Consider the following 8,577-nt stretch of genomic DNA (forward strand, 5'->3'; position numbering starts at 1 on the left):
GCAGTTCTTACAATGAAACCGTCGGATGATTAACTGCTCCTTCACACCGCCTTCTTTTTTGCGGATACGTGGACGGGAATCCCGGTAGGAAAGCGTAGCCTGACAGATCGGGCACATATGGGTGGTCACACTGCTCTCAACAAAAAACACAAACTCCTCCTTGAGGACAAGTGAATAATCTGATATAATAACCATGGTTAGTGACCAGGGTCTCAGAGTACACAACTTTCCAGGAGGGTTCTCTGAGACCTTTTCCTTTTTGTATGCTGATGACAGTATACAGGTCAATTCAGAGACAGGCAAGTAAATCAGTATTTTGATAATTTATGAGGTCAACAACACCATAACAAAACGGAAAGATACATATGACCTAAGGTTAAAATATGGTATTCCTGTTAAGAAAAGGGTGTTCTTTTGTCCTGCAAGACTGCTTAAACTCAAAGGATTGGATTTATTTTTGAAAAGCGCAGGTAAAGTTAAAGGTATATCCAATGCCTGTTTTTTATTAGCAGGGGAAGGACCTATGAAGAAGGAACTTCAGGATATTGCGGACAAGGAAAACTTGGATGTGCATTTTATGGGGTATTGTAATCAAGACACGGTGATAGAATTTTATGCGTTATCTGATTTTTTCTTTCTGCCATCATTACAGGACTGCAATCCACTGTCTGCAATTGAGGCGGCATTTGCAGGTTTACCCTTGTGTGTATCTATATATACAGGGAATAGCCCGGAATTAATACAACCATATAAAAATGGTGTTGTATTTGACATCCTGGATACGGAGGAAGTTCAAGAGTGCATATATTTTTTACTAAATGCATCGGAAGAGTGGGTGAGTAATGCCGGTAGGGAATCCCTTACAATTGCACAGAACTCTTTTGCCTGTATCAATGAGACAAAAAAATTTTTAGCACAGTTACGAGAGAGATAAGGGTGATGGGGACATGGGAAAATTATTGGTTACAGTTGATCATCAATTTATACGTACTCCCGATGGTAAGGTTTGGGTAAAGACTATTTATGGATATGACTTTTGGAAACGCTACCTAAAGGTTTTTGATGAAGTGCGGATTGCCTGTAGAATTAGTGATGTGTCAAGCCTTAACGAAGAGATGATGATTTCCAGTGGGCCCAATGTGGAATTTTTTCAATTGCCACATTATCGGGGGCCTAAAGAGTTTGTATTACGTTATTGGAAAATTAGAAAAGCAATGGTTGGGATTGCAGCTGGCTGTAGTTATGCTCTTTACCGTATTCCCAGTCCGATTGCCAATGCTGTCCACAATGAGGTAAAAAAGAAACACCTTCCTTGGGCAGTTGAGGTTGTAAATGACCCATGGGATACGTTTGCTCCGGGAGCATATAAGGGTCTATCCAGACCATTTGTAAGAATTTATTTTTACTGGCAGGTTAAATTTATGGCAGGTAATGCTGATGGTGTTTCCTATGTAACACGTTCTGCTCTGCAGAAGAGGTACCCGTCTTATGTAAAACGGCACAAAGAAAACCATATGCATTTTGAAAGCTTTTATTCTTCAATCATATTAAATAAAGATTTCTTTTATTACGACCGTACGGTTCCTCATAATCAATATACAATTGTCCATATTAATAGCTGCATTACGGACTATTCAAAAGGACATGATGTAGTAATACGCGTATTAAATATTTTGCGTAAGAATGGGATGAACGTATATGTAAAGTTTATTGGAGATGGGCCCATGAGGTCTGAATTTCAGAAGATGGCGTTATCTTATGAAGTAGCCGATTATATTGAGTTCACAGGCCTTCTCTCTGGTTCACAGGCTATCAGACAAGAATTATTGGGGTCAGATTTGCTTATTTTTCCGACAAAAGGAGAAGGTCTTCCCAGAACCGTCATCGAGGCAATGGCTGTAGGGTTACCCTGTTTATCCACACCTGTAAACGGAATACCAGAACTTTTACCGGCGGAATGTCTGTTTAGTCAACAGGATGATGAGGCATTTGCAAAAAAGGCATGGGATATACTGACTAATCCCAGTCTGTATCAGAAATTAAGTAAACAGAATCTTGAGAAAGCCGCCTCTTATGAATATGATGTACTAGCCGCCAGAAGGGATATGTTTTATAAGAAATTACAGTACTTGGGAGAAAAACAGTATGGATAAATATCGAATTATCGTTGCCCACCCAGGGCAGCAGCATTCTTATAGGCTGGCATCGGCGCTCAATCGTTATGGCTGCCTCTTTTCTTACATAACTACTGTTTATAATAAGAAGAATGGGTTCATTGTTAAACTTTTGCGGCTATTCATTAATGAGGATAATAAAAAACGCCTGGAAAAACGACGATGCGACAAAATAGATGATAAACAGCTAATACAATATAACATTTTGTCAGGCCTGATATTGCTTTTGTTAAATCGAGTGGACCATAGCCGTAGAATCTATTATTGGTGGAATAAGAAAGTGGCTGATTCATTTGGGCGGAAAGTAGCTGAATATGCTGTGAAAATGAAGGCGGATGCAGTCATCATGTATGACACAAACGCCAAATCCTGTTTTGAACGTTTAAAGCAGGCGGCTCCGGAGATTGTACGTATTATGGATATGTCGGCGGCCAATCGCTCATTTGTGAAACATGTATATGAAGAAGATATGGACAAGAATCCCCAATGGGCTGAAATTTTGCGGTGTGAGAAGCGCTTTTTGTGGGACTATTCCCTGGAAGATTACGAGGAAGAAATAAAAAATGCCCATTTTTTCCTGGCGGCGTCTAATGTAGTAAAACACTCCATCGAATATAGCGGACGAAACGGCAGCGATGTGTGGGTGGTTCCTTATGGTGTTGATTCCGGAATCTATGCCCCTTCCATGAGGGAAAACAATGGAGCAGTCCGCTTTCTCTTTGTGGGAGCAGTACGGCAAATGAAAGGAATCTCATATTTATTGGAAGCTTTTGAGACGGTAAATCCGGAGTCAGCACATTTGGAAATAGTAGGGGATTGCATGATACCGGACAGATTACAGCATAAAAATGCCTCCAATATAGAATATCTTGGATATCTGCTTCCGGAAACAGTTGCCAATCGATATAAAGATGCAGATGTTTTTGTATTTCCCTCTCTATGCGATGGTTTTGGCCTGGCTGCCCTGGAAGCAATGGCATCGGGATTACCCGTTATCTGCTCCGCTAACTCAGGGGTTGCTGACCTGATTCAAGACGGAGTAAATGGCTTTGTTGTGGAGACCGGAGATGCTGGAGAGCTAAGGGACCGGATTGTCTGGTTTACGGAGCACCGGGACAGGATGAAGGACATGAAACGTGCTGCAATGGAAACGGGCAGAAATTATTCATGGGAAAAATATGAAGATAATGTAAACCGGGCAGTTATTGAAATGATTCAAAGGAAATATAAGAATGGTTAATGTACTGTGTCTTTTTATCACATCCGTCATTTTAGGCGTATCCGTGTCCGCACATATAATCGCAGCCCGAAGATTCGATGTTATGGACCCGTTTTATTTAATTACAGGTCTTTATTTTCTGGTGTTTGTCTGGGCACCGTTTGAATGGATTAAAATCGGTCAGACCGATTATCAGGGTGTAGAGGTAATGAAGTATCTTCCCAGAGGAAATACAGTATTTATAATTGGCTATATTTCCTATGTCCTAGGAGGCTTTTTTTGTAAAAAAAACAGGCGTAGGGCGGAAACCGCATTATTGGATGAAGATGAACAGGCCAAAGTATTCATATTAAGATATGCGCTTGTATTGCTGATATTCAGCCTGATTTGCAGTTTGACTTATTATAGGCTGACCGGACGATCAATCATGATGATGCTTAGTTTTGGCCAGTTTGGTGCGGACGAACCGGTAACATATAAAAATACAAGCCTGCTTTTTTTGAGCTGTTTCCTGCGAAGTGCGGTCCCCGCTATTTTACTTCTATTTGCTTATAGAAAGCAGGGCCGTGTCTCCACATATCTGTGCTTTTCAGTAGTTGCACTGATTTCTCTTAGCAGCGGTTCCAGAAATACAGCCATATTGGTTATACTATCGCCTGTTATTTATCATTACGCTAGTACCGGAACACGGCCCCGTAAAAGAACTGTTTTACTGGGACTCTTTTTAATGTTTGTTGGGGTCTGTATAATTGGCATTTTCAGACAAACCATGAGGGCGGGGACCCGGATTGATTTATCTGTTGTAGACTTTGATACCATGATGAAAGCGTTCATGTATAATGTGGAAATATTTTTCCCTTTCTATAACCTGACAGGAATGATTCCCAAAGAGATACCCTATCATTGGGGATTGGGTTTCCTGAATATACTGATTCAGTTTATCCCTCATGCCATATGGGAAAATAAACCTGCCACCTTAGGAAAAACAGCCTTTGAAGCAATGTACGGAAGTTCATTCGGCGGTTCCGCATATCCCAACCTTGGTGAGTTTTATTATGAGTTTGGCATTTTGGGAACTATTGTAGGTATGTTTATTTTTGGGTATATTACCAGGAAGTTATATTACAGGATGCTTAAGACCGGTGACCGTTTACAGCTGATTTCTTACAGCATCATGTTCGGATATCTATTCCAGTTTGTATGCAGGGGAAGCATTAGTTCATGGGCAATTGACATTGTCTTTATGTTTGGTCCAATCTGGCTCTTAAAGATGATTGTTCCAAGAAGTAAGGAATATAAGCATAGCAGGTATGACAGTATATGAGCAGGATTTTGAAAAATTATTTCTATAATATTTTATATAACATGTTTGTCTTGTTGGTTCCACTGATTACGGCGCCGTATCTGGCAAGAGTTTTGGGCGCGGAACGCTTGGGGATATACAGCTATGTATCCTCCTCCACATCGGTCATTATGTCAGTTTCATTATTTGGTATTTATTCCTATGGGAACAGACAGACCGCCTATATGCGGGATGACGGTGAAGAGATGTCCCAAATGTTTTGGGACATAATGGGACTAAGGGCTGTTTTGGGAATCTTTGGAACAATTGTGTACATAGTATATGCAAGAATATCAGGATTCGCGATTTTCTTTCGATTATTTTATATCTATTACCTGGCAAATGTGTTTGACTGTACTTGGCTTTTTGTCGGTTTGGAAGATATGAAAATCCCGGCTTTAAAAAATATGTTTGCAAAAATTCTCAGCACATTATGTATTTTTTTGTTCGTGAAGTCAGAACAGGATATAGGCAGATATATCTTTCTGCTTTCATTGTCAACGATGATTGCTAACATATTGGCGTACCCGCAGCTCAGAAAATATATAAAGGTAAAAAAGATACAGTTTAAGAATTTCAAAAAGTATTTATGGGGTTCTGTTGAATTATTTCTTCCCTCTTTAGTAGCTACTATTTATTTACAGGTTGATAAAGTTATGATTGGATGGCTGACTAATGGGACAAGCCAGATATCTTACTATGACCAGGCTGAGAAGATTGTGATTATTCCGCTTACTTTCATCACTGTGCTGAGCACCGTAATGATGCCCCGTATTGCAAATGAATTTAAGCGGGGAAATCAAACGGTTATCGGCGGATTACTTGAAAAAGCGGCAGGCTATTCCATGTTTCTTGCCTTGCCTATGATGTTTGGGCTGATGGGAATTGCATACAAATTCATACCGTGGTATTTGGGCAGAGCGTTTATGGCTACTGCTAAAGCGGTTGTTATTTTATCACCCATGGTAATCAGTAATACACTTATAGGGATATCCGGTTCACAGTATTTTACCGCCACCAATCAGATGGGAATCCTGCTGAAATCAAATGTTGCAGGCGCAGTCTTGAATATAGTGGTTAATACAATTCTAATTCCATGTTACGGATATATAGGTGCTGCAATTGCTACATTGTTTTCTAATTATACTCTGGTAGGAATTCAGTTTTACTATTTGAACAGACAGGTGAGGATAAGAAATATATTTATACAGTCAATAAGATATTTTTTGTATTCCTTAGTTATGTTTATTGCCGTCTTTTTGTGCGGGTATATCCAAAGTCCTGGCCCTATTGTTACATTAGAGCAGATTTTCATAGGCGGCACGGTATATTGTACTATCCTGTTCATAAAAAAAGATCCATTGTTCTTTGAAATATTTTGTCTGGTCAAAAAATATTTCAAAAGCCGTATATTAAAATAACGGAATAATGACGAAAAAGGATGAAAATGAGAAATTTATTTGTTTTGCACACACAGTATAATTTAATATTGGGCACTGGCCTGGCTTATACAGTATTTGCCCGGGATACAAATCATTTAATTTTATTTCAGGATTTTAACATTTCTGATATGGTTAGGGATTCCCTTACATCTTCTTATCAGGAAGTATTGTTTCTGACAGGAGCCTATCCCAAGATAAATGAACGATATTGGAATAAAATAAGACGTTACCCGGTCATATATCATAAAATAAAGCAATTTATAAAAAATGACTATGATCGGGTCATACTTGTGGAGGATATGTGCATTCCGGAAATGTACATTATGAAATACTCAGGAAGAGTGAATGGGGAGACAGAATTTGTATGGCTGGAAGATGGTTCAACGGCATATTTTTCTAATGGAGTTGTATCTGGGGGAATGGGGGCTAACCGGATGACACGTATGATCCGCAAGATTATATTTAAGTATATATTCTGTTTGAATAAGTATTATGATTTAAATTATTACATGGGAGGGCACTATCTATTAAAGCACGCGTACGTTTCTTATCCACAGTATGTTCAGGAACGATACAAATCCATGAAGCTAACCGAGATACCGGATGAAGCCTTTGAAGCAGGAATAAAAAAAATATATTTTAATATGAAGAATCCCTTTTATGATAAAGGGATTCTGTTTGTATTGGATTTATTGCGTGTATATGGAGATAAAAGGAGGGATGTTGAACTGGCACTAGAAAGGGAAATCCAGAATGCGCATGAAAATGGATTGAATGTATATTACAAGTATCATCCACGGGAGACAGAGGTTCTTGATATATTTTGTAATGAAGTGGAACTGGAACGCTCCATATCCATGGAAGGATATTTATCATGTGCATCAGGTAAACAGTTAAGGGTTATTGGCATAAAAAGTACAGGTCTGCAGACGGCAAAAAAAATGGGTTTTGAGACAGTCTCTCTCATTCGTTTAGTTGATGGGGATTGTCAGGTTTCTGATTTTTATAAAAAAATAGGTATTATCTGTTTATAAAATACCTGAATTCAAAGGAGGAAATGATGAAAACTACAGCATTATTGACGGGAAGAGGAAATAATACGTTAAAGGATAAGAATGTGCTTGACATTTTAGGGAAACCGGTACTTTATTATCCAGCGCACGCAGGGGCAAAAAGTAGGTATATACGGGATAAATATTGTAGTAGTGATGATGAAAAGATTCTAAGGGCAGCCAGTGACGAAGGATATGAATCCATTGTAAGGCCAAAAGAACTTGCGCTACCTACATCACAACACGTTGACTGTATCATGCATGCGCTTGATATCATGAAACAGAAGGGAAAACTGCCGGAAATATTAGTAGTTATCCTGGCTAATAACGTAACCATCAAATCCCAGTGGATTGATGACTGCATAAAAATGATGGAGGACAATCCTGCTGTTACCGCTGTTGTACCGACATACATAGATAATGACCATCATCCGTTGAGGGCAAAAAGATTAATGGAGGATGGAACCCTTAGTATGTATGAGCAGGGGATAGAAGGGAAAGTTTCAACTAACAGGCAGGATTTGCCAGTGTGTTATTTCTTGGCACATAATTTCTGGGTTCTAAATGTGGGATTTTTGTGTTCAGGAAGAGAAGGACAGCAGCCATGGGGATTTATGGGAGATAAAATCCTGCCGTATGTAATTGATGAGTCGATAGATATCCATCATGAAATTGATTTATATATTGCAAAGGAATGGATTAAAGAGAATTATACTGATTAGGATTTCTATTTTTCTATAGAAGATAAAATAAGAAAGGATTGTATGTATATGGTGTCTGAGCATATCATACTGGTTTGAGGATGAGGATTTCGGTTGCAGGAACAGGCTATGTTGGCCTTGTGGCAGGAGTATGTTTTGCAGAAAAAGGACATGATGTTATCTGTGTGGATGTGGATAAGAAAAAAGTAGAATTAATGGAGTCAGGGAAGTCGCCAATTTATGAAACTGATTTAGAAGAAATGATGAAACGAAATCATGCAAAAGGACGTTTGCATTATACTACGGACTATGCATCTGCATATTCAAACGCAGATGCTATTTTTATATTATAGGAAAGTCCTTGCTGAAACGAAGTTATGTAAACTAATGATTCTGCCAAAGGAGGGTATAGAAAACAGACGGTGGTTTAGAACAGGTCGATATAGAACCCTTCTTCCCATCCATCATCGTCGAGGTCGTCATCTTCAGTTAAAAAGTAATGCATATCCAATAAATCAGAATCGGTCATGTCCTTGACCAGTTTGGGTGTCATTCCTTCTGGAGGATTTTTGATGTATTTTTGTCTGAGTTCATCCACATATCTTTGATTCATTTGCAACTGCCTCCCATCTGTAATAAATGTAGTA

10 protein-coding genes are annotated in these 8,577 nt (G+C 39.0%); 8 read left to right on the top strand and 2 right to left on the bottom strand.

The window, feature by feature from the left end; all coding sequences use genetic code 11:
- On the bottom strand, positions 1–195 hold a 195-nt coding region (locus G614_RS35210; RefSeq protein ID WP_044918653.1), incomplete at its 3' end, for a DUF6431 domain-containing protein.
- A 121-nt stretch (positions 196–316) separates the two neighbouring features.
- Here G614_RS35210 and G614_RS0122740 point away from each other — a divergent pair.
- From G614_RS0122740 to G614_RS0122775, 8 genes are all read left to right on the top strand, one after another.
- Positions 317–934: a glycosyltransferase family 4 protein gene (locus G614_RS0122740; RefSeq protein WP_162142791.1), complete on the top strand. Its 618-nt coding sequence runs from the start codon at positions 317–319 to the stop codon at positions 932–934.
- Positions 935–947: 13 nt separating this feature from the next.
- Positions 948–2,153: a glycosyltransferase gene (locus G614_RS0122745; RefSeq protein ID WP_027643749.1), complete on the top strand. Its 1,206-nt coding sequence runs from the start codon at positions 948–950 to the stop codon at positions 2,151–2,153.
- 301 nt (positions 2,154–2,454) lie between these two features.
- Positions 2,455–3,414: a glycosyltransferase family 4 protein gene (locus G614_RS0122750; protein WP_027643750.1), complete on the top strand. Its 960-nt coding sequence runs from the start codon at positions 2,455–2,457 to the stop codon at positions 3,412–3,414.
- Positions 3,407–4,717 (top strand): O-antigen polymerase, encoded by a 1,311-nt coding sequence (locus G614_RS0122755; protein ID WP_027643751.1) that lies wholly within the window; start codon positions 3,407–3,409, stop codon positions 4,715–4,717. The genes G614_RS0122750 and G614_RS0122755 overlap by 8 nt, the downstream gene beginning before the upstream one ends.
- The gene (locus tag G614_RS0122760; protein ID WP_027643752.1) at positions 4,714–6,156 is read left to right on the top strand and encodes an oligosaccharide flippase family protein; all 1,443 of its coding nucleotides are present in this window, start codon (positions 4,714–4,716) and stop codon (positions 6,154–6,156) included. The genes G614_RS0122755 and G614_RS0122760 overlap by 4 nt, the downstream gene beginning before the upstream one ends.
- A gap of 26 nt (positions 6,157–6,182) precedes the next feature.
- Positions 6,183–7,211 carry a polysialyltransferase family glycosyltransferase gene (locus G614_RS0122765; protein ID WP_027643753.1) on the top strand — a complete coding sequence of 343 codons (1,029 nt, stop codon included), beginning with the start codon at positions 6,183–6,185 and terminating at the stop codon, positions 7,209–7,211.
- A gap of 26 nt (positions 7,212–7,237) precedes the next feature.
- Positions 7,238–7,951: a cytidylyltransferase domain-containing protein gene (locus G614_RS0122770; protein WP_027643754.1), complete on the top strand. Its 714-nt coding sequence runs from the start codon at positions 7,238–7,240 to the stop codon at positions 7,949–7,951.
- 80 nt (positions 7,952–8,031) lie between these two features.
- On the top strand, positions 8,032–8,283 hold the full coding sequence (locus tag G614_RS0122775) for a 3-hydroxyacyl-CoA dehydrogenase NAD-binding domain-containing protein (RefSeq protein WP_027643755.1): 252 nt from the start codon (positions 8,032–8,034) through the stop codon (positions 8,281–8,283).
- Positions 8,284–8,357: 74 nt separating this feature from the next.
- Here the strand turns inward: G614_RS0122775 and G614_RS0122780 are convergent, their stop codons facing one another.
- Positions 8,358–8,543 carry a hypothetical protein gene (locus G614_RS0122780; RefSeq protein WP_027643217.1) on the bottom strand — a complete coding sequence of 62 codons (186 nt, stop codon included), beginning with the start codon at positions 8,541–8,543 and terminating at the stop codon, positions 8,358–8,360.
- Positions 8,544–8,577 lie beyond the last annotated feature (34 nt).

It is taken from the genome of [Clostridium] clostridioforme AGR2157 (assembly GCF_000424325.1).
Taxonomy (GTDB): domain Bacteria; phylum Bacillota; class Clostridia; order Lachnospirales; family Lachnospiraceae; genus Enterocloster; species Enterocloster clostridioformis_A.

Excerpts from the sequence above, each read along its gene's own strand:
- G614_RS0122745 (WP_027643749.1), top strand. The coding sequence starts at position 948 with ATGGGAAAATTATTGGTTACAGTTGATCATCAATTTATACGTACTCCC.
- G614_RS0122755 (WP_027643751.1), top strand. The coding sequence starts at position 3,407 with ATGGTTAATGTACTGTGTCTTTTTATCACATCCGTCATTTTAGGCGTA.
- G614_RS0122760 (WP_027643752.1), top strand. The coding sequence starts at position 4,714 with ATGAGCAGGATTTTGAAAAATTATTTCTATAATATTTTATATAACATG.
- G614_RS0122765 (WP_027643753.1), top strand. The coding sequence starts at position 6,183 with ATGAGAAATTTATTTGTTTTGCACACACAGTATAATTTAATATTGGGC.
- G614_RS0122770 (WP_027643754.1), top strand. The coding sequence starts at position 7,238 with ATGAAAACTACAGCATTATTGACGGGAAGAGGAAATAATACGTTAAAG.
- G614_RS0122775 (WP_027643755.1), top strand. The coding sequence starts at position 8,032 with ATGAGGATTTCGGTTGCAGGAACAGGCTATGTTGGCCTTGTGGCAGGA.
- G614_RS0122780 (WP_027643217.1), bottom strand. The coding sequence starts at position 8,543 with ATGAATCAAAGATATGTGGATGAACTCAGACAAAAATACATCAAAAAT.